At 73.1% G+C, this 22,973-nt stretch carries 19 protein-coding genes; 5 read left to right on the plus strand and 14 right to left on the minus strand.

Annotated features, from left to right (window positions below):
* Positions 1 to 18: 18 nt before the first annotated feature.
* From ACGF3A_RS13245 to ACGF3A_RS13260, 4 genes are read right to left on the minus strand one after another with little or no spacing between them, the layout of a single operon-like run.
* Entirely contained in the window at positions 19 to 870 is an 852-nt protein-coding gene (locus ACGF3A_RS13245) for a 1,4-dihydroxy-6-naphthoate synthase (RefSeq protein ID WP_393728928.1), read from the minus strand.
* Positions 867 to 1,499, minus strand: a complete 633-nt coding sequence (locus ACGF3A_RS13250) for a futalosine hydrolase (RefSeq protein ID WP_393728930.1) — start codon at positions 1,497 to 1,499, stop codon at positions 867 to 869. Before ACGF3A_RS13250 ends, ACGF3A_RS13245 begins: the two co-directional genes overlap by 4 nt.
* Before the next feature lie 13 nt (positions 1,500 to 1,512).
* Entirely contained in the window at positions 1,513 to 2,004 is a 492-nt protein-coding gene (locus ACGF3A_RS13255; protein WP_393728932.1) for a DUF2771 domain-containing protein, read from the minus strand.
* Positions 2,005 to 2,030: 26 nt separating this feature from the next.
* On the minus strand, positions 2,031 to 3,473 hold the full coding sequence (locus ACGF3A_RS13260; protein WP_393728934.1) for an MFS transporter: 1,443 nt from the start codon (positions 3,471 to 3,473) through the stop codon (positions 2,031 to 2,033).
* 267 nt (positions 3,474 to 3,740) lie between these two features.
* On the opposite strand from ACGF3A_RS13260, the gene ACGF3A_RS13265 reads away from it, so the two are divergent.
* Together ACGF3A_RS13265 and ACGF3A_RS13270 are read left to right on the plus strand one after the other, a co-directional pair.
* Positions 3,741 to 4,673, plus strand: coding sequence for a DUF3027 domain-containing protein (locus tag ACGF3A_RS13265; RefSeq protein ID WP_393728936.1), 933 nt, complete (start codon positions 3,741 to 3,743; stop codon positions 4,671 to 4,673).
* A gap of 98 nt (positions 4,674 to 4,771) precedes the next feature.
* A complete protein-coding gene (locus tag ACGF3A_RS13270) occupies positions 4,772 to 7,885 on the plus strand; it encodes a sacsin N-terminal ATP-binding-like domain-containing protein (RefSeq protein WP_393728938.1) in 3,114 nt (1,037 codons plus the stop codon).
* 102 nt (positions 7,886 to 7,987) lie between these two features.
* On the opposite strand, the gene ACGF3A_RS13275 is transcribed toward ACGF3A_RS13270, so the two are convergent.
* From ACGF3A_RS13275 to ACGF3A_RS13300, 6 genes are all read right to left on the minus strand, one after another.
* Entirely contained in the window at positions 7,988 to 9,343 is a 1,356-nt protein-coding gene (locus tag ACGF3A_RS13275) for a hypothetical protein (protein WP_393728940.1), read from the minus strand.
* Between the two features lie 182 nt (positions 9,344 to 9,525).
* The gene (locus ACGF3A_RS13280; protein ID WP_393728942.1) at positions 9,526 to 10,812 is read right to left on the minus strand and encodes an MFS transporter; all 1,287 of its coding nucleotides are present in this window, start codon (positions 10,810 to 10,812) and stop codon (positions 9,526 to 9,528) included.
* A gap of 9 nt (positions 10,813 to 10,821) precedes the next feature.
* A complete protein-coding gene (locus ACGF3A_RS13285; RefSeq protein WP_393728944.1) occupies positions 10,822 to 11,763 on the minus strand; it encodes a sugar phosphate isomerase/epimerase family protein in 942 nt (313 codons plus the stop codon).
* Positions 11,760 to 12,884: a Gfo/Idh/MocA family protein gene (locus tag ACGF3A_RS13290; protein ID WP_393728946.1), complete on the minus strand. Its 1,125-nt coding sequence runs from the start codon at positions 12,882 to 12,884 to the stop codon at positions 11,760 to 11,762. The genes ACGF3A_RS13285 and ACGF3A_RS13290 overlap by 4 nt, the downstream gene beginning before the upstream one ends.
* Before the next feature lie 23 nt (positions 12,885 to 12,907).
* Positions 12,908 to 13,831 (minus strand): sugar phosphate isomerase/epimerase family protein, encoded by a 924-nt coding sequence (locus tag ACGF3A_RS13295; RefSeq protein WP_393728948.1) that lies wholly within the window; start codon positions 13,829 to 13,831, stop codon positions 12,908 to 12,910.
* Positions 13,828 to 14,916, minus strand: coding sequence for a Gfo/Idh/MocA family protein (locus ACGF3A_RS13300; protein ID WP_393728950.1), 1,089 nt, complete (start codon positions 14,914 to 14,916; stop codon positions 13,828 to 13,830). Before ACGF3A_RS13300 ends, ACGF3A_RS13295 begins: the two co-directional genes overlap by 4 nt.
* Positions 14,917 to 15,043: 127 nt before the next feature.
* Between ACGF3A_RS13300 and ACGF3A_RS13305 the strand changes: the two genes are divergently transcribed.
* Positions 15,044 to 16,288 (plus strand): ROK family protein, encoded by a 1,245-nt coding sequence (locus ACGF3A_RS13305; protein ID WP_393728952.1) that lies wholly within the window; start codon positions 15,044 to 15,046, stop codon positions 16,286 to 16,288.
* A 20-nt stretch (positions 16,289 to 16,308) separates the two neighbouring features.
* Positions 16,309 to 16,734, plus strand: a complete 426-nt coding sequence (locus ACGF3A_RS13310; protein ID WP_393728954.1) for a hypothetical protein — start codon at positions 16,309 to 16,311, stop codon at positions 16,732 to 16,734.
* 197 nt (positions 16,735 to 16,931) lie between these two features.
* Here ACGF3A_RS13310 and ACGF3A_RS13315 read toward each other — a convergent pair whose 3' ends face one another.
* The 3 genes from ACGF3A_RS13315 to ACGF3A_RS13325 form a co-directional block, all read right to left on the minus strand.
* Positions 16,932 to 17,411 (minus strand): nitroreductase family deazaflavin-dependent oxidoreductase, encoded by a 480-nt coding sequence (locus ACGF3A_RS13315; RefSeq protein WP_393728956.1) that lies wholly within the window; start codon positions 17,409 to 17,411, stop codon positions 16,932 to 16,934.
* 28 nt (positions 17,412 to 17,439) lie between these two features.
* A complete protein-coding gene (locus ACGF3A_RS13320) occupies positions 17,440 to 19,842 on the minus strand; it encodes an HAD-IC family P-type ATPase (protein WP_393728958.1) in 2,403 nt (800 codons plus the stop codon).
* A 519-nt stretch (positions 19,843 to 20,361) separates the two neighbouring features.
* Positions 20,362 to 20,625, minus strand: a complete 264-nt coding sequence (locus ACGF3A_RS13325; RefSeq protein ID WP_393729125.1) for a DUF2530 domain-containing protein — start codon at positions 20,623 to 20,625, stop codon at positions 20,362 to 20,364.
* A 171-nt stretch (positions 20,626 to 20,796) separates the two neighbouring features.
* Between ACGF3A_RS13325 and ACGF3A_RS13330 the strand changes: the two genes are divergently transcribed.
* Positions 20,797 to 22,284, plus strand: a complete 1,488-nt coding sequence (locus ACGF3A_RS13330; protein WP_393728960.1) for an NCS2 family permease — start codon at positions 20,797 to 20,799, stop codon at positions 22,282 to 22,284.
* A gap of 119 nt (positions 22,285 to 22,403) precedes the next feature.
* Here the strand turns inward: ACGF3A_RS13330 and ACGF3A_RS13335 are convergent, their stop codons facing one another.
* Positions 22,404 to 22,931, minus strand: coding sequence for a hypothetical protein (locus tag ACGF3A_RS13335; protein ID WP_393728962.1), 528 nt, complete (start codon positions 22,929 to 22,931; stop codon positions 22,404 to 22,406).
* Positions 22,932 to 22,973 lie beyond the last annotated feature (42 nt).

A 22,973-nucleotide genomic window follows, 5' to 3' on the forward strand; every position in this document is an offset into this window, starting at 1 on the left:
GTCCGCGGCACTCCCTTGTCAGGGAAAAACGAGGGCGTCAGCCGGAAGAGGTGGGACCAGCCCTTCCTCGGCCGCACGGGAAAGAAGGGCCCGGACCGCTCCGTAACCGTCTTCGCCGAGGCTCTCCGTGAACTCGTTGACGTAGAGCGCGATGTGCTGGTCGGCGACCGCGGGGTCCATCTCCTGGGCGTGGGCCGCGACGTAGGGGCGTGCGGTCTCCGGGTCCCGCCAGGCCGCGCGGACCGAGGCGCGGGCGCTGTCGGCGAGGTTCCGCAGGGTCTCCTCGCCCAGCGAGCGCTTGGCGATGATCGCGCCGAGGGGGATGGGCAGGCCCGTGGTGGCCTCCCAGTGCTCGCCCATGTCGGCCAGCTTGTGCAGGCCGTACTCCTGGTACGTGAAGCGGGCCTCGTGGATGACGAGACCGGCGTCGATCTTGCCGTCGCGCACCGCGGGCATGATCTCGTGGAAGGGCATCACGACGACCTCGCCGACCCCGCCCGGCACCTCGCTCGCGGCCCAGAGCCGGAAGAGCAGGTACGCCGTGGAGCGTTCGCTCGGCACCGCCACGCGCTTCCCGGCGAGCGACGCGGGGCCGCCCGGCTCCGCCGTCAGGACCAGGGGCCCGCAGCCGCGGCCGAGCGCGCCGCCGCAGGGCAGCAGCGCGTACTCCTCCAGCACCCAGGGGAGAACGGCGTACGACACCTTCAGCACATCGCCCTCGCCGCGCTCGGCCATCCCGTTGGTCACGTCGATGTCGGCGAACGTGACGTCGAGCTCCGGGGCGCCGGGGACGCGGCCGTGCGCCCACGCGTCGAAGACGAACGTGTCGTTGGGGCAGGGGGAGTAGGCGATGCCTATGGCGTCGCTCATGGCGTCCATGGTGCTGCTCCTGTCTGTACGAGCGCGGAGAAGGCGGCGGTGAGCGCCGCCAGCGCCTCCGGGATCCGCCAGGCCGCGCGGTCGCGCGGGCCCACGGGGTTGGAGACGGCGCGGATCTCCAGCACGGGCACGCCGTGCGCGGCCGCCGCCTCGGCGACCCCGAACCCCTCCATGGCCTCGGCCGCAGCGCGGGGGTGACGTCCCCTCAGCGCGGCGGCCCGCTCGGCGGTGCCGGTCACGGTGGAGACGGTGAGGACGTCGCCGGGCACGGCGCCGGTCGCCCGGGCGACGTCCCGTACGAGCGCGGGGGGCGCGGTGTGCGCGTCGCGGCCGAAGCCCAGCTCCGTCACGGGCATGAAGCCGTCGGGGGTCTCGGCCCCGAGGTCGGCGGCGACGATCCGCTCGGCGACGACGAGGGCCGTGCCGTCGTGGAAGCCGCCGCCGATCCCGGCGGAGACGACGAGGCCGTACGGGCGCCGGGCCAGGGCCAGCGCGGTCGCGGTGGAGGCCGCGGCGGCGGCCGGGCCCACGCCGCCCGCGAGGACGTCGAGACCCCCGTCGGCGGCGGCGACGGCGTCGCGCTCGGCGTCGACGGCGGTCACGACGAGGGTGCCCGGCACGGTCGTCAGGGGATCAGCCGTTGTCGTTCTTCAGCTTGAGGTGCCAGACGCCCTTGAAGTCGCTGCCGTCCGCCTCGACGATGCTGATCTGCGCCGTCTTCTTCGGCGCCGAGGGCTGGCCCTGGGCGCTCTGGGACTGGAAGAAGGCCTCGCCCGGGAAGGAGTAGTAGGTCTTCTTGACCGGGTCGGGCAGCGCGGGCTGGCCGTTGACGAAGACGAGCCAGCCGTTCTCCGCCATGTCGGGCTCGACGCCGATGCGGAGCTTCTCGCCGGTGCCGACGGAGATCGTCTTCTCCGACTTCTTGCTGAGGCACTTGCGGACCTCGTCCTGCGGGATCGTCTTCCCGTCGTCGTAGCAGGACGCCTCGGTGGAGATCGTGGTGCTGCCGACCGTGGCGGTGGCACGCGGGGTGGGCTTCTCGCACGCGGACAGAGCGATGAGGCCGAGCGAGACGGCCCCGATGACGGTGGCGGTGCGGATGGTCCGCCGCGACTGTGACGACATGCGGGCAGGCTACCGGGCTGGTCGCGTCAGGCGACGCGGGGGTGCGGCGTGCCGCGGCGCGCCGAGCCGAGCAGCCCCCGTACGGCAGCGAGCACCCCGGCGGCCACGACGGCGGCGGCGACGGCCATGCCGAGCTGCCCGACGAGTGGCAGGGCCATGGCGATGCCGCCTCCCGCGACCCACGACATCTGCATCAGCGTCTCGGAGCGCGCGAAGGCCGAGGTGCGGAACTCCTCCGGCATGTCCCGCTGGATCAGCGCGTCCAGCGACAGCTTGCCGAGCGCCTGGACGAGGCCCGCCGTGGCGGCGACGGCGGTCACGGCGATCGTGCCGTAGAGCAGCGCGGCGGTGATCGTCGCGCCCAGGGCGCAGAACAGCACGAAGGTGATGATCACCTCGGGCGCGCGGGACCTGAGGAGGGCGCCGAGGGCCGTGCCCAGCGCGTTGCCCGTACCGGCGGCGACGCCGACCAGGCCGAGGGAGAGGGCGGCGGAGAGTCCGCCGAGCGGGTGCTCGCGGAGCAGGAAGGCGAGGAAGAAGGTGAGGAAGCCGGAGAGGGCGCGCAGCGCGGAGTTCGCGAACAGGGCGCTGAGGACCGAGGTGCCGACCGTCCGCAGGCCGGGCCGGGAGCCCTTGCCGCGTGTGCCGTGCATGCCGCCTGTGCCGCCCTTGCCGCGCGTGCCGTCCCTGCCGCTCGTGCCTCCCTTGCCGTCCCGCCCGTCGTTGTCGCCGGCCGCCCTCGACTCGGCGGCGAGCTTCGCCTTGCGCTCGCCCTTCGCCGAGTCGACCTTGTGGTCGAGGGAGAACGAGAGGAAGGTGCCGGTGACGAAGACGGCGGAGGCCCCGTAGAGCGGCCAGCCGGGCCCGATCGCGTTGAGGCCCGCGCCGACCGGGGCCGCGGCGCCCGTGGCGAGGAGCCCGGCGAGGGTGACCCGTGAGTTGGCCTTGACCAGGGAGATCCGGGGCGGCAGCAGCCGGGGCACGACCGCCGAGCGCACCACGCCGTACGCCTTGGAGGAGACCAGCACTCCCAGCGCCGCCGGGTACAGCTCCAGGCCGCCCGTGGCCACCGCGCCCGCCATGGTCAGAGCGAGCAGCGCGCGGGCCAGCATGGCGCCCGCCATCGCGGCCCGCCGCCCGTGCGGGATCCGGTCGAGCAGCGGGCCGATCACCGGGGCGAGGAGCGCGAAGGGCGCCATCGTCACCAGGAGGTACAGCGCGACACGGCCACGCGCTTCCCCCGTGGGGACGGAGAAGAAGACCGTGGAGGCGAGTGCCACGGTGATGAGCATGTCGCCCGCCGAGTTGACGGCGTGCAGCTCTATGAGTCTGCCGAGCCCCGACTCGCCCGCGCCGTGCGCGTGCGTGGCCCGCCGGATGCGGCGCGCCAGTGCGGCGGGCGGCCTTCTGAGGGCGCGCGCCGCACGGGAGGGCTTCCCGGAGCGGCGCCCGGGGATGTCCGCAGCCACGACGTTCAGTGTGCCGCAGAACCGCCGGAGAAGAGGGTCTCGGCGGGTCATTGCGGCTGGCTGCGGATTCCTTCCCGGGACCTGTGGGGTAGCGTGGGTGGACGGTGCGCACCGCACGGCCCTTTGAGCGCGGGCGCGGACGTCGCAGCGGCCTACAGGTCCCGCTCCGTCCCCGCCGGTCACGCGCCGTCTCCTCAGAGGCCGTACGGGCTGTGCACGCCGACAACGGCGCAACGGCGTAGGAGAGACGATTCTTGTGAGTGCTGCATGAGTGCCGCGACGCGGAGCGCTACGCGTAGCGCGGGGGCCAGTGGCGCGGAAGCCAGTGACGCGGGGGCCAGGAACGTGGGAGCGACCACCCGCGGCGCCTCCCGGAGCCGACGTGCCCCCGACAAGCTGTGCGTCGAGGCCGTCGCTCTCGCGCGCGACGCGCTGACCGAGGTCACGGGCCCCGAGGCAGTGGGCGACTGGATCGAGGCCGTCGCCGACGGGGACCGTGTCGTCACCCACCATTTCGAGAGCCGCGAGCCCGGCTACCGGGGCTGGCGCTGGGCCGTCACGGTGGCGCGGGCCTCCCGCGCCAAGCACGTCACCGTCGACGAGTCGGTGCTGCTGCCGGGGCCCGAGGCGCTGATGGCGCCCGAGTGGGTGCCGTGGAACGAGCGGCTGCGCCCCGGCGACCTGGGCCCGGGCGACCTGCTGCCGACCGACGCGGAGGACCTGCGCCTCGAACCCGGCTTCTCGGGCGAGGACGAGGAGCCGGAGGAGCTGGCGACCCCGGCCGAGCCCCCGGTCCGCGGCGGCATCGCGCCCGTGGCGGAGGAGCTGGGCATGGCCCGGCCCCGCGTCCTGTCGCGGTTCGGGCTGCACGCGGCGGCCGACCGCTGGGAGGAGGAGTACGGGCCGAAGGCCCCCATGGCCCAGTCGGCGCCCGCGAATTGCGTGAGCTGCGGCTTCCTGGTGCCGATGGCGGGCTCGCTGCGCCAGGCCTTCGGGGTGTGCGCGAACGAGTTCGGCCCGGCGGACGGGCACGTCGTCTCGCTCGCCTACGGCTGCGGCGGCCACTCCGAGGCCGCCGTCATGCCCCGGCCCCCGCAGCCCCCGCCGCCCGTCCTCGACGAGACGAGGGCCGACTTCGGCCCGTCGGGCGACGAGCACGCCGACCCCTCCACGGACACCCGCCCCGGCGAGGTGGGCTGACGCGAGGGGGCTGATCCCTCGCCGTCCGGGTACACGCCCCGTTGCGCCTATGCTCCGGTGGGCCCGTACGGGCCGGGACGTCGACGGAATGGGGAGTCGTGAAGGACAGCTTCGGGACCGGGCGGCTTCGTGACGGAGTGCTGGGAGGCTGGGCGGCGTCCGCCGCCCGCTTCCGGGAGGACGCGAACGCCGAGCAGGACCTCGCCCTGGGCGGCTACCGCGACCGTCTCGTCATCGAGCTGGCGCAGAACGCCTCGGACGCGGCGGCCCGCGCGGGCGTCCCCGGAAGACTCCGGCTGACCCTCACCGGCACCGCGCTCACCGCCGCCAACACCGGCCGGCCGGTGGACGCGGCCGGGGTGGAGTCCCTCTCCACGCTGCGCGCCTCCGCGAAGCGGGACGACACCGACCGCCGCGCCGTCGGCCGCTTCGGCGTCGGCTTCTCCGCCGTCCTCGCGGTGACGGACGCGCCCGCGCTCGTCGGCCGTACGGGCGAGGGCGTGCGCTGGTCGCTGGAGGAGGCGCGGGAGCTGACCCGGCGCACCGCGGAGGAACACCCGGCGCTGGCCGAGGAGCTGGGGCGGCGCGAGGGGCATGTGCCGCTGCTGCGGCTGCCGTTCCCCGCGGGCGAGGAGGACGCCGGGCCCGTCCCGGACGGCTACGACACGGTCGTACGGCTGCCGCTGCGGGACCAGGCGGCGCACCGGTTCGCCGCTGAGCTGCTGGCCGCGGTGGACGACGCGCTGCTGCTCGCGCTCCCCGGGCTCGCCGAGGTCGTCGTGGAGACCGGCGACGGCGACGGCGTCCGCACGCTGACGCGGCACGAGGACGGGCCGTACGTCCGGGTCGAGGACTCGGCCTCGGGGACCACGCGCTGGCGGGTCTCCGCCGACCACGGCGCCGCGGCGCCCGAGCTGCTCGCCGACCGGCCCGTGGAGGAGCGCGTACGGCCCGAGTGGTCCGTGACCTGGGCCGTTCCGGTCGATACGGAGGGGGCGCCGGTCCGGCCGCGCACCGCCGCCTTCGTCCACGCGCCGACGCCGACCGACGAGCCGCTGGGCTTCCCCGCGCTGCTGCTCGCGACGTTCCCGCTGGAGCCGACCCGCCGCCATGTCGCGCCCGGGCCGCTGACGCGCTTCCTGCTGGAGCGCGCCGCCGACGCGTACGCCGCGCTGCTGCGCGACTGGCACCCCGTCGCCACCGGCACCCTGAGCCTGGTCCCCGGGCCGCTCGGGCTGGGCGAGCTGGACGGGGAGCTGCGCGCGCTGGTCCTCGAACGGCTGCCGCGCGTCCCGTTCCTGGCGGGCGCCGCACGCCCCGAGGAAGGCGAAGGGGCCGCCGACGAGCCGTACGCGCTGCGGCCCAGGGACGCCGAGCTGGTGGAGGGCGCGAGCGCCGCGACGGTCGCCGTGCTCGCCGAGATCTTCCCCAACCTGCTGCCCGCCGGGCTCGAACGCCGCACCGAGCTGCGGGTCCTGGAGGTCGCCCGGGTGCCGCTGGGCGAGGCCGTCGACCGGCTCGCGGGCGTCGAACGCGCCCCCGGCTGGTGGTACCGGCTCTACGACTCGCTGGCCGGGACCGACCCCGACCGGCTCACCGGCCTGCCCGTGCCGCTCGCGGACGGTGCCCGTACGGCCGTGGGGCCCCGGCACGTGCTGCTGCCGCAGCCGGACGGCGCCGTCCCCGCCGAGCAGCTCGCCCGCTTCGGGCTGAAGGTCGCGCACCAGGACGCCGTGCACCCGCTGCTGGAGAAGCTGGGCGCGACCACGGCCACGCCGCGCGCCGTGCTCACGACGCCGCAGGTGCGCGCCGCCGTCGCCGCCTCGCTGGAGGACGACGAGCCGGACATCGACCCCGACGAGCTGGCCGACACCGTGCTCGGGCTCGTCCGGGACGCGGGGCTCGGGCCCGGCGACGAGCCGTGGCTGGGCGCCCTCGCGCTCCCCGACGAGGACGGCGAGCCCGCGCCCGCCGCCGAACTCGTCTACCCCGGCAGCCCCTTCGCCCGCGTGCTGCGCGAGGGCGAGCTGGCCGCCTGCGACGAGGAGCTGGCCGAACGCTGGGGCGAGCAGCCGCTGACCGCCGTCGGCGTGCAGGCGGGCTTCGCGCTGGTCCGCACCACCGACGTCGTCCTCGACCCCGACGAACTGGAGCCGCGCGACAGCGACTTCCCCGAGCCCGACGACGTGGGCCTCCTCGACGCCGTCGACGTGTGGTGCGAGGACGTCCTCGACCGGCTCGGCGACTCCGAGGCGCCGGTGCCGCCCGTGGCGACCGAGATCGTCGCCGTACGGGACCTGGACCTCGTGGACGACGACTGCTGGCCCGAGGCCCTCGCGATGCTCTCCCGGCCCCCGCTGCGCGACGCGCTCACCGCGCCCGTACGGGTACGGATGCCGGGCGGCGGGACCGAGACCGTACGGCCGTACACCGCCTGGTGGCTGCGCGGCCACCCCGTGCTGGACGGCAGGCGCCCGGCCGGGCTGCGCGCGGCGGGCGGCGACCCGCTGCTGCGCGGGCTGTACGAGGAGGCCGACCCCGGCGAGGTGCGGGACACGCAGGTGCTCCGCGCGCTCGGCGTCCGTACGTCGGCCGCGGCGCTGCTGGAGGAGCCGGGCGGCGCGGCCGAGCTGCTGACGCGGCTGGCCGACCCCGAACTGCCCGTCGGCGCGGCCCAGCTGCACGGCCTGTACTCGCTCCTCGCCGACGCGGGCCTCGACCCGGCCGAGGTGACGCTGCCGGACGAGCTGCGCGCCGTACGGGACGAGGACGTGGTGGTGACCGACGCGGGCGAGGTGCTGATCGCCGACGCGCCGGACCTGCTGGAGCTGGCCGGGGACCGCGCGCTGCTGCCCGTACGGCCGGAGCTGGCCGGTGAGCTGGCGGCGCTGCTGGAGGTGCGGAGGCTGAGCGAGGCGGTGCCCGGCGCGGTCGCCGGGGAGGGCGTGGAGCGGGCCGTCCCGGACGCCGTACGGGTGCTGCTGCCGGGCGCCCCCGAGACGTACCGCGAGCACGACGAGCTGTTCGTGGACGGGGAGGGCGCCGACTGGCGGCTGACGTTCGACGGCACGCTGCACGCGGCGACGCTGGAGGGCGTCGCGGCGGGGCTGGCCTGGGCGGCGGGCGCGTGGAGCCGCCGCTTCGAGGTGGCGGCGCTGCTGGAGGACCCGACGCGGACGGAGGAGCTGGCGCGGGCGCGCTGGTTCGACTGAGCGGACCTGGACGAGCGGTGACCGGTGCCGGGGCCCTGCCAGGGTGACCCCGGCACCGGGGTTTCAGGAGGCGGCCGTGGGGGCCGCCCCGGGGTCACTTCGTCACTTCGGGCCGAAGACGGCGGCGAGGGGGTCCTTCTCGGCGCTGCTGCCGGAGGGCTCGGTGACGTCGTCGTTCCCGATGTAGAGCCGCTTGCCCGCGTAGCGGATCCGGCCATCGCCGATCTCCAGGGCGCTCTCGATCTTCCGCGAGGAGGTGGGGTTCTGGAGGATCTTCGTCTTCTTGCGGGTGTTGGGGGAGATCTTCCAGACCGCGCCGCCGCTGGTGTAGCCGGCCTGCTGGTAGGCCAGCACCTCCCCGCCCGGGGTGAGGCCGATGGGGATGAACCTGCCGGTGTCGCCCGGGATCCTGGCGACGCGCTTGCCGGTCTTGAGGCTGAGCGCGACGACGTCGTTGTTCGCGTTGCCCTTCGCCGAGTCCTGGGTGCCCAGGTAGAGGGCGTCGGCCTCCTTGCTGACCACGACCTGCTGGCAGTCGGTGACCTCGGTCGCAGGGCAGTCGGCGTCGTACTCGCCGTACTTGCCCCCGCCCATCGGGATGCGGGAGAGGAGCTGGCCGCGGCGCACGCTGTCGTCGACGGTGAGGAACTCGGAGACGCCGCTGCCGCCCTTGGCCTTGCCGTCGTCCACGGCGAGGACCAGCGGGTCGGTCGAGGCCACGTGGACGTTCTCCGTACCGGCGGGGAGGGTGAAGGCCGACTTGGGCTTCCGCGTCCGCGGGTCGACCGTCTCGACGCGCAGCTTCGGGTTCTTCACGGTGCCGCAGTCGCGGACGGCGATCAGCTTCTCGCCCTCGCCCGCGTACGCGTCGGCCGGGCACTTGCCGTCCATGTTGTCCGACTTCCACAGCCCCCGGCCGCCCGTCGACCAGCCCGCGGTGCCGCCGGTGCCGCCCGCGGCGACGGTGCCGCCGCCGATGGTCACCTCGTCGAGCGATATGGGGTCGCCGTCGTCCATGGCCCGCTTCTTCCAGCGGAGCTTGCCCGAGTTCAGGTCGACCAGGCCGACCTCCGTGCAGTCGGCGTAGTCCGCCTTGTCGTTCTCGAAGAGGACGGCGACGAGGCCGTCCTTCGTGGGTTCGGGGGACGACCAGCAGACCTCACCGTCGAGGGGTATCTGCCAGCGGGCCGTGCCGCCGTTCAGCGGATATCCGGTTATCCGCTTGAGGCCGACCTTCACGAAATTCCTTTTCGTCGTCCACATGCCCTGTGCATCGGCCATCTCGGAGACCTTCGGCATGGGGACCTGGTGCAGCAATTTCGCCTTCGCCGCCGTGGAGCCGGAGGAGCCGCCCTCCCCGCCCGCACCGCTTCCCTCTTCCGGGCCGCAGCCGCTGATCAGGGACACGGTGGCCAACGCCGCGCCGACGGCGACCACCATACGGGACCTGGGGGGCATCTGAATTCTCCTTCGCGTACTGACGCATGGCGGCGTGCGGCCATGCGTGGGAACGCGACGCGATTCTTCCCGCTGTGTTTCGCGATTTCAACACGCGTAAACTTTCCGCTGGTTCAGTTGAACTGATCCCAGGTCCCGTGCGGTGGCGCCGAATTGACATCCCGGATTCTTGTCCGGATTCGTCAGCTCACGCCTCGGATGCGGCGGACGGCCGGAATACCCAGCAGTGCGAGCACGATGCCGGAGACGAACACCGCGGGGTAGTTGCTCCCGTCCCCGCCGAGGTCCAGCAGCGTCGGCGCGTAGACCGGGACGAGCGAACTGGGCAGCGTGACGGCGATGTTGACGACGCCCATGTCCTTCGCGGCGTCCTGCTCGCTGGGCAGCACGGAGGCGGGGAGGGTGTAGTGCCCGCTGTAGAAGAAGCCCATGCCGAGGCCGAGGATGGTGGCCCCGGTGAACATGCCGGGCAGCGAGCGCGTCCCGATCAGGACGGCGAACCCGGCGACGGCGAGCAGCCCCGCGCACACCATGTAGAACTTCCGCCGGTGGAAGCGGTCGGCGAGCCAGCCCGAGACGACGGCGGTGGCCGCGCTCGTGCCGTTGACGACGAGGGTGAGGACGAACGTCAGCGACGGGAGCCGGTCCTCGTCGATGTGGAGATAGTCGGAGAGGTAGTAGACCTGGTAGGTCACGAACGTCATGATCGCGGTCGAGACGAGCAGGATGCTGAGGACCGCCCAGCCGAAGTCGGGGTTCCTGCGCGGGTTGAACCAGAAGGTGCGCAGGAACTCGCGGAGGTTCCACGGCTCCTGGTCGGCCTTCTCCAGCCTGCGGTCCTTCAGCTTCACGCACAGCAGCAGCACGGTGACGGCGGCCACGGCCATCGGGGCGAGGATCATCGCCCGGGGCGCCGAGGTGGCCATTCGCTGCGCGATCCAGGTGCCGAGGATCAGCCCGACGGGGTAGCAGATGCCCATCAGGCCGCCCACGACGCCGCGTTGGCGCGGGGGGATCTGGTCGGGCAGGATCGCGACGAGCGGCGCCAGCAGCGCGTTGAAGAAGGTCTGCGCCACGCACCAGCCGACCAGGACCATCCCGGTGGTGGTGGCCCCGGCGACGAGCGCGAGGCCCGCGCCGCCGCCGACCAGCCCCGCGAGCATCCAGGGGCGGCGCATCCCGAACCGGGAGGTCGTACGGTCGCTGAGCTTGCCGAAGAGAGGGTTGGCGATCACGGCGCACAGCGCGCCGACGCTGAGCACCAGGGAGAGCGAGCCGACCTTGCCGTCGGGGTCGATCTGCTGGATCTTGAGGGCCAGGGAGACGACGGACGGCGTGATGATCGCGACGTAGCTCCCGAAGAGCGCCAGGATGAACAGGGCGATGAACGAGGCGCTCGCGCGGCCCTGCGCGGGGAGCGGCGGGACCTCCCCGGATTGCTCCGGGGAGCTGACGACACTGTCAGTCATGGTCGTGCCTTACGGGAAGACCGTCGTGAGCGAACGCTCGATGAACTCGCGCGCCGCCGTGATCTCCGCGACCGGGTCGGCGACCGCGTCCAGTTCCAGGAGCGCCAGGTCGGTGAAGCCGATCTCGCGCATCAGCCGGCCCCAGGAGAACCAGTCCACGGAACCGGCGCCCACGCGGCGGAAGTACTCCCGGTGCTCCTCGTGGATCGACTCGTCGATCGGGACGCGCAGCGGCGCCGGGCCCGTGGCGTCCTTCCAGTGCGAGATGACGACGCGCTCGCGGTGCCGGGAGACGATGTGGGAGGGCTCGCCGCCGGAGAGGGCCAGATGCCCGGTGTCGGGACAGAGGCTGACGAAGAGCGGGTCGGTGAGGGACATCAGCAGGTCCACGTCGCGCGCCGTGCAGAACGTCGAGTGGGCCTCGGTGTGCAGCGCGGTCGTCACGCCCTCCTGGAGGCTGGCGTGGCCGACGACGTGGGCGATGTCGGCGACGTTCTTCATGAAGTCGAAGTCGGCGAAGACCGGGGGCTCCGCGTTCCACGTCGTACGCATCGGCGGCGCGGCCACCAGCACGTCGCCGCCCGCCTCCCTGATGAACCGGGCGTACGCCGCCGCGCTGTCGGCTATCGCCCCGCGGTCGGCGTCCGGCTCCCAGCTCCCCTCCAGGTAGAAGGCGCTCTTCAGCTCCATGCCGCGGCCTTCGAGTTCCTTCCTGAACTCCTTCGGGCCGCCGAACGCGCGCCGGATGCTGTCGGTGTCCGCCGGGCCGAAGGTGACCTCCAGGCTGGTGATCCCGGCCTCGCCCGCCGCGTCGAGGATCTTCCGCCAGATCGCCTCGGGGTCGCGGTCGGAGAGCTCCTGGATGGCGTTCTCGTCGGGCAGGTCCCAGAACGAGGGGCTGTAGAAGGTGATCAGGTCGACGCCGAACTTCACGGGTGCGTGCGCGGTCATGCGGTTGCTCCTTCGCTGTGCATGGGTGCCGGACGCCCGACCGTCGAGGACAGCTCGACGACCTGGCGCGTGGTGCTGGACCTCTCGACGGCTTCGAGCGCTTCGAGGACGTGGAAGGCGAGTGCGGCCGAGGCGCGGTGCGGGGCCCCGTCCACGGCGCCCGCGAGGTCGTCGACGCCGCTGCCGCGCAGCATCTGGACCTCCATGTCGAGCGGCCCGGACGGCGGGAGGACGGGCGGCAGCGTCGTCCACTCCGCGTCGAGGTTGCGGCGGACGCGGACGTCGCCGTCGAAGCCGTTGGGGTCGGGGAGGCTGAGGGTGCCCTCGGTGCCGTAGACCTCGATGAACGGCAGGTGGTGGTTCCAGACGTCGAAGCTCATCTGGAGCGAGCCGATGACGCCGGAGGTGAAGCCGAGGACGGCCGCGGCGTGGGTCGGCGTGGTGACCTCGATGCTCTCGACGGTGCGGCCGGGGCTGGTCACCGTGCGCACGGGCGCGCCGATCCGGCTGAGCCCGGAGACGGTGGCGATCGGGCCGAGGAGGTTCACCAGGTGGGTGAGGTAGTACGGGCCGAGGTCGAGCCCGGGGCCGCCGCCGGGCGCGAAGAGGAACGTCGGGTCCGGGTGCCAGGTCTCGGCCCTGCTGTGGGTGACGAACGCGGTGGCGCCGACGGGCGTGCCGATGGCGCCGTCGTCCAGCGCCGCGCGCGCCGTCTGCGCGGCGCTGCCGAGGAACGTGTCGGGCGCCGAGCCGTAGCGCACGCCCCGCTCCTGGGCGAGGGCCGTGAGCGGCTCCGCCTCGGCGACGGTGGCGGCGACGGGCTTCTCGACGTAGACGTGCTTGCCCGCCCGTATCGCCTGGGTGGTGACGGCGGCGTGCGCGACGGGCGGCGTGATGTTGACGACGATGTCGACGTCCGGGTCGGCGAGCAGCGCCTCGACGGAGTCGTACGCCGCGATGCCGTGCTCGGCCGCCGCCTTGACGGCGCGGGCGTGGTCGAGGTCGGCACAGCCGGTGAGGCTGAGGCGCGGGAAGCGCGCCATGCCCTTCACGTACCGGTCGAAGATGTTGCCGGTGCCGACGATGCCGACCCGGGCGGGTGCGGAGGGGGAGAAGGTCACGTGGTGCTCCAAGTGGTGAGGGGTCAGCCGACGATGAGCGGGCGCAGGGTGCGGTGGGCGATGTCGAGGCCCTGCTTGACGCGGGTCTCGTCGCCGCCCCAGACGGGGTCCTCGTGCTCGACGGAGAGCGTGCCGGTGAAGCCCGCCTCGTAGAGCCGGTCGACGACGCGCGGCCAGTCGACCTGGCCCAGGCCGGGCACGCGGTAGCGCCACCAGCCCATGTCCCAGGGGTTCGCCTCGCGGCCTGTCGCGGGCCCGAAGTGGCCGTAGCGCTGCCGGTCCCGGGGCCGCAGCTCGACGTCCTTGGCCTGCGCGTGCGGGATCCGGTCGATGTACGGGGCGATCGTCTCCACCGGGTCGATGCCGATCCAGGTGAGGTGCGAGGGGTCCCAGTTGAGGTAGAGGCCGAGGGAGAACATCCACTCCCACAGCTCCGGCGAGTAGGCGAGGTTGCCGGGGTAGCCGTCGGGGTGCCAGCCCTCCATCACGCAGTTCTCGATGAGGAGCTTCACGCCGCGCTCGCCCGCGTACTCGACCAGCGGCGGGAGGATCCGCTCGGCCTCGGCGAGGTTCTCGGCCACCGACCGGTTCCAGTCCCGGCCGACGAACGTACCGACGTACGGCACCTCCAGGGCCGTCGCCGCGTCGATCGTGTGCCGCAGATGGGTGCGGATCTCCTCGCGGCGCGCGGGGTCGGGGTGCAGGTTGTTCTCGTAGTACGCGAGCGCCGACAGCTCCAGGCCGTGCCGGTCGAAGAGGGCGCGGGTCGCGTCGGCCTCGCGCTGTCCGAAGGAGGCGACGGGCAGGTGCGCGGCCTCGAAGTCGCGCCCGCCGGTCCCCGGCCAGCAGGCCACCTCCAGCGCCTCGTACCCCGCGGACGCGGCATGGTCGGCGATCTGCTCCAGCGGGAGCTGCGGCAGGCAGGCGGTCAGCATTCCGAGCTTCATGCGGAGTCGTCCCTTCTGATACGGGTCCATGCGAGCGAGCGCGCGGAGTCGAGGACGGCCTCGACCAGCCGCGCCGAGCGCGCCCCGTCCTCCGCCTCGGGCAGCCCCTCGGGCTTCTCGCCCGCCATGGCCGCGTACGCGTCGGCGACGAAGGCGCGGAAGCAGTCGGCGTAGCCCTGCGGATGGCCCGCGGGCAGCGTGGAGAGGCGGCGCTGCTCGGGGCTGCCCCGGTCGGGGTCGCGGGCGAGGACGCGGGCGCCCTCCTCGGTGCCGAGCCAGACGGTCTCGGGCTGCTCCTGGTCGAAGACGGCGCTGCCCCGGGCCCCGTCCAGTTCGAACCAGAGGCGGTTCTTACGGCCCGCGGAGACCTGGGAGACGGTGAGCGTGCCGAGCAGCCCCTCGTCCGTGCGCAGCAGGACCGCCGCGGTGTCCTCGGTGCCGGGGGCGCGCCCCTCGACGGTGGTGGCGAGCCGCGCGGAGACCTCCTCGAAGCGGACCCCGGCGACCCACTCGACCAGGTCGCACCAGTGGGAGCCGATGTCGGCGAACGCCCGCGAGGGACCGCCCAGTCCGGGGTCCGTGCGCCAGGAGCCCGCGCCCGGGTCGAGCATCCAGTCCTGGAGGTAACTGCCGTGCAGGAGCTGCCAGGCCCCGAACTCGCCCGCCTGCGCCCGCGCCCGGATCTCGCGTACGAGCGGGTGGTAGCGGTAGACGAACGGGACGGCGAGGACGCGGCCCGTCTCCTCGGCGACGGCCGCGAGGCGCGCGGCGTCGGCGGCCGAGGTGGCCAGCGGCTTCTCGCAGACGACGTGCTTCCCGGCGCGCAGCGCGGCCTCGGCCTGCGCGGCGTGCAGCGCGTTGGGGGTGCAGACGTGGACGACGCCGACCGTGTCGTCGGCGAGCGCCGCCGCGAGGTCCGGGTATCCGTGGGGGAGGCCCCACTCCTTCGCCGTCCGCGTGCCGCGCTCCGGCGACGAGGCGACGACCCCGCGCACCTCCGCCCCCGCGGCGCGTATCGCTCGGACATGGACGCGGGCGATCATCCCGGCGCCGACTACGGCCGCTCCGCTGCTCGCGCGGCTCATGTGCGGACCTCCTGTGTTGCTGACGTTCGGCCGCCAGCTTGTTTCAGTCCATTGACACGCACAAGAGGCCGAATTTAGTTTTTCGGAGTGCATAAATTCGAAGATTTAAGGGGCGGGGAGCGGCATCATGGCGACTGATTCAGGCGGAAACTTTGCAACTGTCGCCCTGCGCCGGATACTTGGCGCGGTGGCCTCCGGAGAGGCCACGAGCCGCGCGGAGATCGCCCGCCGCACCTCGCTGGCGCGCTCCACCGTCGGGCAGCAGGTCGACGATCTGCTGCGGCGCGGGATCTTCGCCGAGACCGAGGCGGGCTCCTCGGTGCGCGGCCGTCCCCCGAAGGTGCTGACGATCAGCCCGTACGCGGGCACCATCGCCGTCGCGGACGTCGACGTGAACGCGACGACGGTCGCCCTCGCCGACCTCTCCCGCACGGTCGTCGCGCGCTCCGTCGTCCCCGTCCCCGTCGAGGACGGGCCCGAGGCGGTGCTCGGCGCCGTCACCTCCCGGATCCGCGAACTCCTCGGCGCGCACGGCCGGGACGGCGCACCGGTGCGCGAACTCGTCGTCGGCCTGCCGGGCCCCGTCGACTTCCAGCACGGCTGCGCCGTACGCCCGCCGATCATGCCCGGCTGGGACGCCTACCCCGTCGGCGCCCACCTGCGCGAGCAGTTCGCCGCGCCCGTCGTGGTGGACAACGACGTCAACCTCATGGCGCTGGGCGAGGCCGCCCGCGACGACGTCGACGCGCCGCTCCTCGCGCTGAAGATCGGCGCGGGCATCGGCGCCGGGATCATCACGGCGGACGGCTCCGTCCACCGCGGCGCCGACGGAGCGGCGGGCGACATCGGCCATCTGCGGGCCTCGGGCGACAGCGAGGTGCTGTGCCGCTGCGGCAAGACCGGCTGCGTGGAGGCCATCGCCTCGCACAGCGCCGTCCTGCGCGACCTCGGCTTCACGGGCGAGGAGGGCCCGCGGTTGCTGTCCGAGGCCGTCGCGCACGGCGACCCCGAGGCCCTCTACCGCATCCGGCAGGCCGCGACCGAGATCGGCGAGGTCGTCGCGATGCTCGTCCACATGTACAACCCGCGCACGCTGGTGCTCGGCGGCCCGATGAGCGAGCAGCGCGACGAACTGCTCTCCGGCGTCCGCGCCGTCGTCTACCAGCGCGCCCTGCCGCTGGCCACGCGCCGCCTGACCATCACCACCACCGAACCGGACTCCGCCCCCGGCCTCGCGGGCGGCGTGGCCCTCGCAGCCCGCGACATCTTCAGCCCGGAGGGCATCGCCCGCCTCCTGGCAGACGACACGGGCGCCCCGCCGTATCGTTCGGGGGAAGCCCGCGGGTCCTCAACCGGCGGGACGCGAACATGACTTGACTCAGGGGGCGCTCCGTGGAGCCACTGTCGATCTCTCTTCTGCTGGCACTGGCGGGAGGCGCCGCGGGCGGGGCCGGGCAGGCGGCCTGGACCTCGCTCGGCGCGCTGGTGCGGCGTCCGTTCCAGCGTGGGGAGAGCGATCCGGCGCCCACCGGCGAGCCGGAATGGGACGACCTGGCCCGGTCCCCCGCAGACCAGGACCGGGCCCAGGCGCTGGCCTTCGCCCTCGCCATGCGCGCACGTGCCGACGCCGACTTCGCGCGGGAGCTCGCCAGCTGGCGCCAGCAGGCCGAGACGGCGCGCACGGGCACGGGCGACGTGCACAACACGATCTCCGGCGGGAACCAGGGCGTCGTCCTCCAGGCACGCGACGTCCACGGCCCACTGCACCTCGGCAACCCGGGCCCGGGCCAGAACCCCCGGGACGGGGAGGCGGGTTAGCCGGTCCGGCGGATCGTGGTTGCCCTCGTCTCGGGGCTGGGCAGGGGCTGCCCCGTGCGGTGGCGTTGCAGGCCGCGACTGCGTCGTGGCTTGTCGCGGCGTTGCCCCCCCCCCCGCGGGCGGGGGGGGGGCGGGGGGGGGGGGGCGCCCCCCCCCCCCCCCCGCAGCCTGCGGCGGACAGGCGGGGCAGCCCCTGCTCAGTGGCCCCCGGGCACCGGTTCGAGGACGAAGAGGGGGATCTCGCGGGTCGTCTTCTGCTGGTAGTCGGCGAAGTCCGGGTACGCCTCGACGGCCCGTGCCCACCACTCGGTCTTCTCGGCCCCGGTCACCTCGCGGGCCCGCATGTCCTGGCGCACCGGGCCGTCCTGGAGCTCCACCCGGGGGTCGGCCACCACGTTGTGGTACCAGACGGGGTGCTGCGGCGTGCCGCCGTTGGAGGCGATCACGGCGTACGCCCCCTCGTGCTCCACCCGCATCAGCGGGGACTTGCGGAGCTTCCCGCTCCGCGCGCCCACGGTGGTCAGGACGACGACGGGCAGGTCCCGCCGCCGGGTGTCCTCCGGGCCGACGAGCGGAAGCATCGTCGTCCCCTCCGTGCCACCGGAGCCCTCGTACAGCTCCACGTGGTCGCGCACCACCTGCGCGGTGCTCGGCTCGTACTCGCCTGTGAGCGGCATGACGCTCCTCCGTGTCGAAGACTGTCCGCTATGCGGGGAACTTGCGGGCCACCCAGCGCCAGGCGATCTCCAGCAGTACGGCCGCGACCGCCGCGACCCCGACCGCGCCCCACGGCATCGTCGTCCCGACGAGCTTCAGGGCGAAGAAGTCCTGGAGCCAGGGCGTGACCAGCACGATGAGGAAGCCCGCGCCCATCGTCAGGACCAGGCCGACGCGCCACCAGGTGTAGGGGCGGGCGACGATGGCCAGCACCCACATGGCGATGAGGAAGAGGGTGAGCGTGGCCGCGCTGGTCTCGGCGTCGAGCGCGTTCTCGCCCGTGTAGTGGTGCCGGGCGAGCAGGTACGTGGTGAAGGTGGCGATCCCGGCGATGACGCCGGACGGGATCGCGTACCGCATCACGCGCCGTACGAAGTGGGGCCTGGCGCGCTCCTTGTTGGGCGCGAGGGCGAGGAAGAAGGCGGGGACGCCGATCGTCAGCGTCGAGAGCAGCGTGAGGTGGCGCGGCAGGAACGGGTACGGGATCTGCCAGCAGATCACCAGGAGCGCCAGCAGCACCGAGTAGACGGTCTTGGTGAGGAAGAGGTTCGCTACGCGCTCGATGTTGCCGATGACGCGGCGGCCCTCGCCGACGACCGAGGGCAGCGTCGCGAAGCTGTTGTTGAGCAGGACGATCTGGGCGACGGCCTTGGTGGCCTCGGAGCCCGAGCCCATGGAGACGCCGATGTCGGCGTCCTTGAGGGCGAGGACGTCGTTGACGCCGTCGCCCGTCATCGCGACGTTGTGGCCGCGCGCCTGGAGCGCGGCGACCATGTCCCGCTTCTGCTGCGGGGTGACGCGGCCGAAGACGGCGCCGTCCTCGACCTTGCGGCCCATCTCCGCCTGGTCCTCGGGCAGCTTGCGCGCGTCCACCGGGGCCTCGGCGCCCGGCAGTTCGAGCTTGCCCGCGACGGCGCCGACGGAGACCGCGTTGTCACCGGAGATGACCTTGGTCTGCACGTCCTGCTCGGCGAAGTACTCAAGGGTGGCCGCGGCGTCGGGGCGCAGCCGCTGTTCGAGGACGACGAGGGCCGTGGGCACGGCGCCCTCGGCGACGTGCGGCGCGTCGAGCGGGTGCGCGGCCTGCGCGAGCAGCAGCACCCGCAGCCCCTCGCGGTCGAGCCGGTCGATGTCGCCGAGAGCCGGGTCGTCCTTGGCGAGCAGCACGTCGGGCGCGCCCATCAGCCAGGAACTGGCCGTCCCGTCGGTCTCGGTGAACGAGGCTCCGCTGTACTTCCGCGCGGAGGAGAAGGGCAGCGTCCCGGTGCACTCCCAGACGCCCTCGCCCGCCGGATACGCCTCGATGATCGCCTGGAGGCTCGCGTTGGGGTGCGCCTCGGAGGCCCCGAGCGCGGTGAGGACCCGCCCCACGGTCGCGGAGTCGGCGCCCCCGAGCGGCCGTACCTCGCGGACGTCCATGCCGCCCTCGGTCAGCGTCCCGGTCTTGTCCAGGCAGACGACGTCCACCCGGGCCAGGCCCTCGATCGCGGGCAGCTCCTGCACGAGGCACTGCTTGCGGCCCAGCCGGATGACGCCGATCGCGAAGGCGACGGACGTCAGCAGCACCAGGCCCTCGGGCACCATCGGCACGATGCCGCCGACCATGCGGCGGATGGCCTCGTCCACGCCGTGGTCCTCGACGACGAGCTGGCTGACGATCAGGCCGATCGCGGCCGGGACCATCATCCAGGTGATGTACTTCAGGATCTGGCTGATGCCGCTGCGCAGCTCGGAGTGTACGAGCGTGAAGCGGGACGCCTCCTCGGCGAGCTGCGCCGCGTAGGCCTCGCGGCCGACCTTGGTCGCGGTGAACGCACCGCTGCCCGCGACCACGAAGCTGCCCGACATGATCTTGTCCCCGGGCCGCTTGACGACGGGGTCGGCCTCGCCGGTCAGCAGCGACTCGTCGACCTCCAGGCTGTCGGCCTCGGCCACCTCGCCGTCGACCACGCACTTGTCCCCGGGCGCCAGCTCCACCAGGTCCCCGAGCACGATCTCGCCGGTCGGGATCTCGGCGGAGGCGCCGTCGCGGCGGACGGTGGGTCTGGACTCCCCGATGACGGCCAGATTGTCGAGCGTCTTCTTGGCCCGCAGCTCCTGGATGATGCCGATCCCGGTGTTCGCGACGATCACGAAGCCGAAGAGGCCGTCCTGGATCGGTCCCACCACGAGGATGATCAGGAAGAGGATGCCGATGATCGCGTTGAAGCGGGTGAAGACGTTGGCGCGGACGATGTCCGCGGTGGAGCGGCTGCTGCGGACGGGGATGTCGTTGACCTCGCCCCGCCCCACCCTTTCCGCGACCTCTTGACGGGTCAGCCCGGTGAGACGTGCCGGACTCGTGCCGAGAGCCTCGTCGGGCGCGGGCCTCTCCGGGATGCGGTGCGTCATGCCTTGACCGTACGTGGCCCGTCCGGGTTTCTCCCGATCAGGGACGAACTCCGGTCACACCAACCTCTTCGCCGGGGCCCCTCGCCCGAGGGCCGGGCTCGGGGTGCCCCGTCCTGTGCTTCGCGGGCTGCGGCTGCGTAGTGGCTGGCCGCGCAGTTCCCCGCGCCCCTGCCTCTCCCTGCAGCGCTTGGGAAGTCTGCGCAAGGCGCAGGGTTGGCAAGCGCAGCCCCCCCCACGCCGGGTGCCCCCGCGTACAGGGCCGGGTTCGGGTTGCCCCGGGCTGTGGTTCGCGGGCTGCGGGTGCGTCGTGGCTTGTCGCGCAGTTCCCCGCGCCCCTGGAGGGCAAAGGGGCAAGCCCCGAGGTGTCGTGACCGGGCGCGCCCACGCGGCGGAGCCGCAAAACGAACACAGCCCCGCGCCCCTTAGGGAGAAGGGGCGAGCCCCGAAGTCTTGGAGCCGCATATCGAGGACAGGTCCGCGCCCCTGAGGGGGCACCCTCTTGTGTCGGGTTACCGGGTGTCAGGCCTCGGGCCGAGCGGCGGCGGCCCGGCGAATCGCGGCGTCCCGCTTCCGGACGTACCAGATGCCGATCACGCCGAGGCCCGTGCCCGCGGCGCACGTCCAGACCCACCACGTGTGCCCGCGCTCGTCGAACCAGCCGTAGAAGGGGAGCTGGGCGAGGAAGAGGACCAGCCAGACCACCGTCCCGGCGACGGTCGTCGCGACGACGTTGCCCTCCAGCGGTTCGGGCGCCTCGCGCTCGCCGTCGGTCCACTTGCTCATCAGGCCCATGGGGCCAAGCCTAGCCAGTCCCCGGAGATGTCTACGCGCGGAGATAGCGATCACCGGGCTTGTTTGTTCATACTGAACCTACTTGGAATTGACCGGTTTCATTCGTTCGATGCTCCAAGTTGATCCACGCACCGCCACTCCTGAGCACCTTCGAGGTCACGCATGTCCGCTTCGGGTCCGGCCGGTCCGGCCGACACCGAGAAGGGCAAGGGCGAACCCCTTTCCCTCAAGCCCATCCCCAGCTCCCCGCTGGACCGCTTCTTCCGGATCTCGGAGCGCGGCTCGTCCGTGAGCCAGGAGATCCGGGGTGGCCTCGCCACGTTCTTTGCGATGGCGTACATCATCATCCTGAACCCGATCATCCTCGGCGCCGGTACGGACAAGTTCGGCCACCAGCTCGACAACGGCCAGCTCGTGACCGCCACCGCGCTGATGGCCGGGCTCACGACCGTTCTCATGGGCGTCATCGGCAACGTGCCCATCGCCCTCGCGGCCGGGCTCGGCATCAACGCCGTCGTCTCGCTCCAGCTCGCGCCCAAGATGAGCTGGCCCGACGCCATGGGCATGGTCGTGCTCGCGGGCTTCGTGCTGATGGTGCTGGTCGCCTCCGGGCTGCGGCAGCGCGTGATGGACGCGATCCCGAACGGGCTGCGCCGCTCCATCGCGATCGGCATCGGCCTCTTCATCTGCCTCATCGGCCTCGTCGACTCGGGCTTCGTGACCCGCAACCCCGACAAGGCGCACACGACCGTGCCGCTCGGTCTCGGCCAGGGCGGCCAGCTCCAGGGCTGGCCGGTGCTGGTCTTCGTGCTCGGGCTGATCCTGATGTTCGTCCTGCTGGTCCGGAAGACCAAGGGCGCCATCCTGATCGGCATCGTCGTGATGACCTTCGTCGCGATCCTGATCAACACGATCGCGGAGATCCCCGACACCGCCTGGGGCCTGGCCGTCCCGAAGGTGCCGGACTCGATCGTCGGCACCCCGGACTTCGGGCTCATCGGCGACGTGAGCCTCTTCGGCGGCTTCCACGAGGTGGGCTGGCTGACGGGCTGCCTCTTCGTCTTCACCGTGCTGCTGTCCGGCTTCTTCGACGCGATGGGCACCATCATCGGCGTCGGCGAGGAGTCCGGCCTCGCGGACAAGGACGGCCAGCTCCCGCGGATGGGCCGGATCCTCTTCATGGACGGCGTCGGCGTCGCGGCGGGCGGCGTCGGCTCCTGCTCGGCCAACACCTGCTTCGTGGAGTCCACGGCGGGCGTCGGCGAGGGCGCCAGGACGGGCCTCGCCAACCTGATGTCCGGCGGGCTCTTCCTGCTCGCGCTCGTCTTCACGCCGCTCGCGACGGTCGTCCCCTCGCAGGCCGCGACGCCCGCGCTGATCGTCGTCGGCTTCCTGATCATGTCCTCGAACGTCCGGGACATCGACTGGGGCGATCCGACGGTCGCGATCCCGGCGTTCCTGACGCTGATCTCGATGCCGTTCACGTACAGCATCACCAACGGCATCGGCATGGGCGTGATCGCGTTCATCGTGCTGCGCGCGGCGACGGGCCGGATCCGTGAGGTGCCGTGGCTGCTGAACGCCGTCGGCTTCTGCTTCCTCGTCTACTTCCTGCTCAACCCGATCGAGCAGGTGCTCGGCGTGAAGTAGCCGCTGACGTACGGACGTGATGACGTACGGGCGAACGGGCGGGCGCCTCTCCCAGGAGGCCCCGCCCGTTCCGTTGTGCGGCCGGTGGTCAGTGGCCGATGGCCCCGGCCGCGCCGGCGCTATCCCCGCGCGCCGGACACCTTCGCCGCGCAGGCCCGCACGGCCTTCGCCTTCGACGCCGGTACGGGCGCGGGCGTGGCCTTCTCCACCTTCACGCCGTGCTCGCGCAGGCAGTCGAGGTAGACGCGGCGGTCCTTCGCGGAGCCGGGCAGCTTCGGCGCGGCGGACGGCGACTCCGACCGCGGGGTCCCCGGCCGCTTCGGCCGGGCCGAGGGCCGCTCCGGATTCCCCGGGCTCCCCGGATTCCCCGCCTTCGGGGGCTTCGCGGGGGCGGGCTTCCCGGGCTTCCCGGGCGTCTTCGAGGGCTTCTCGGGCTTCGGTTCGCCGGGCTTCCCCGGCTTCCCCTGCTTCTCCGGCTTCGCGGGCTTCGCCGAGGGCGAGGCGTCGCTCACGTTGGCCACGTTCTTCCGCGCGCCGGTGTCCTCGCCGGAGCCGCCGCCTCCGCAGGCGGTGAGCGCCGCGCAGGCGGACAGGACGAGGGCACAGGCGGCGGTGGCGCGCCGTACGGATGTGAGGCGATGTGTCATGGCGGTGAGAGTGCCGGGCAATTGTCAGACGGTTGTCAGGAA

This window comes from Streptomyces sp. NPDC048172 (assembly GCF_043202595.1).
Taxonomy (GTDB): Bacteria; Actinomycetota; Actinomycetes; order Streptomycetales; family Streptomycetaceae; genus Streptomyces.

What these genes read in the sequence shown, in the direction of transcription:
- ACGF3A_RS13245 (WP_393728928.1), bottom strand. Translation starts at nt 870, where the DNA reads ATGAGCGACGCCATAGGCATCGCCTACTCCCCCTGCCCCAACGACACG.
- ACGF3A_RS13255 (WP_393728932.1), bottom strand. Translation starts at nt 2,004, where the DNA reads ATGTCGTCACAGTCGCGGCGGACCATCCGCACCGCCACCGTCATCGGG.
- ACGF3A_RS13265 (WP_393728936.1), top strand. Translation starts at nt 3,741, where the DNA reads ATGAGTGCCGCGACGCGGAGCGCTACGCGTAGCGCGGGGGCCAGTGGC.
- ACGF3A_RS13275 (WP_393728940.1), bottom strand. Translation starts at nt 9,343, where the DNA reads ATGCCCCCCAGGTCCCGTATGGTGGTCGCCGTCGGCGCGGCGTTGGCC.
- ACGF3A_RS13280 (WP_393728942.1), bottom strand. Translation starts at nt 10,812, where the DNA reads ATGACTGACAGTGTCGTCAGCTCCCCGGAGCAATCCGGGGAGGTCCCG.
- ACGF3A_RS13285 (WP_393728944.1), bottom strand. Translation starts at nt 11,763, where the DNA reads ATGACCGCGCACGCACCCGTGAAGTTCGGCGTCGACCTGATCACCTTC.
- ACGF3A_RS13295 (WP_393728948.1), bottom strand. Translation starts at nt 13,831, where the DNA reads ATGAAGCTCGGAATGCTGACCGCCTGCCTGCCGCAGCTCCCGCTGGAG.
- ACGF3A_RS13300 (WP_393728950.1), bottom strand. Translation starts at nt 14,916, where the DNA reads ATGAGCCGCGCGAGCAGCGGAGCGGCCGTAGTCGGCGCCGGGATGATC.
- ACGF3A_RS13305 (WP_393728952.1), top strand. Translation starts at nt 15,044, where the DNA reads ATGGCGACTGATTCAGGCGGAAACTTTGCAACTGTCGCCCTGCGCCGG.
- ACGF3A_RS13315 (WP_393728956.1), bottom strand. Translation starts at nt 17,411, where the DNA reads ATGCCGCTCACAGGCGAGTACGAGCCGAGCACCGCGCAGGTGGTGCGC.
- ACGF3A_RS13320 (WP_393728958.1), bottom strand. Translation starts at nt 19,842, where the DNA reads ATGACGCACCGCATCCCGGAGAGGCCCGCGCCCGACGAGGCTCTCGGC.
- ACGF3A_RS13325 (WP_393729125.1), bottom strand. Translation starts at nt 20,625, where the DNA reads ATGAGCAAGTGGACCGACGGCGAGCGCGAGGCGCCCGAACCGCTGGAG.
- ACGF3A_RS13330 (WP_393728960.1), top strand. Translation starts at nt 20,797, where the DNA reads ATGTCCGCTTCGGGTCCGGCCGGTCCGGCCGACACCGAGAAGGGCAAG.
- ACGF3A_RS13335 (WP_393728962.1), bottom strand. Translation starts at nt 22,931, where the DNA reads ATGACACATCGCCTCACATCCGTACGGCGCGCCACCGCCGCCTGTGCC.